This window comes from Mesorhizobium sp. M1A.T.Ca.IN.004.03.1.1 (assembly GCF_003997555.1).
In the GTDB taxonomy this organism is placed as follows: Bacteria; Pseudomonadota; Alphaproteobacteria; order Rhizobiales; family Rhizobiaceae; genus Mesorhizobium.
In genome coordinates, this window is the sequence record NZ_RZTV01000963.1 from 1 (window position 1) to 242 (window position 242).

Below are 242 nucleotides of genomic sequence, written 5' to 3' on the forward strand. Positions count from 1 at the left end.
GAGCTCTGCCCTGGCGAGTGAGAGAAGGTCGAGCAGCGTATAGACCACGCGAAGGCTTCCGAACTCTTTGAACGTTTTCCAGAGCGGCTGGAGCAGACCATCGAGCCGATGCGCCTCGCCGCCCTCGCCTGCAATCGCGGCCTTGCTCAGGGCAAGGGCGACGCGCGGTAGCACGCCGCCGATGACGCTGTACCAGGCGTCGGCACCTGAAAGCAGCGCTTCGGCCGCGCCCCAGTCGCCGC

At 66.9% G+C, this 242-nt stretch carries 1 pseudogene; it reads right to left on the bottom strand.

Annotated features, from left to right (window positions below):
• A pseudogene (locus EOD29_RS34535) lies at nucleotides 1-242 on the bottom strand (dihydrodipicolinate synthase family protein); the annotation flags it as partial.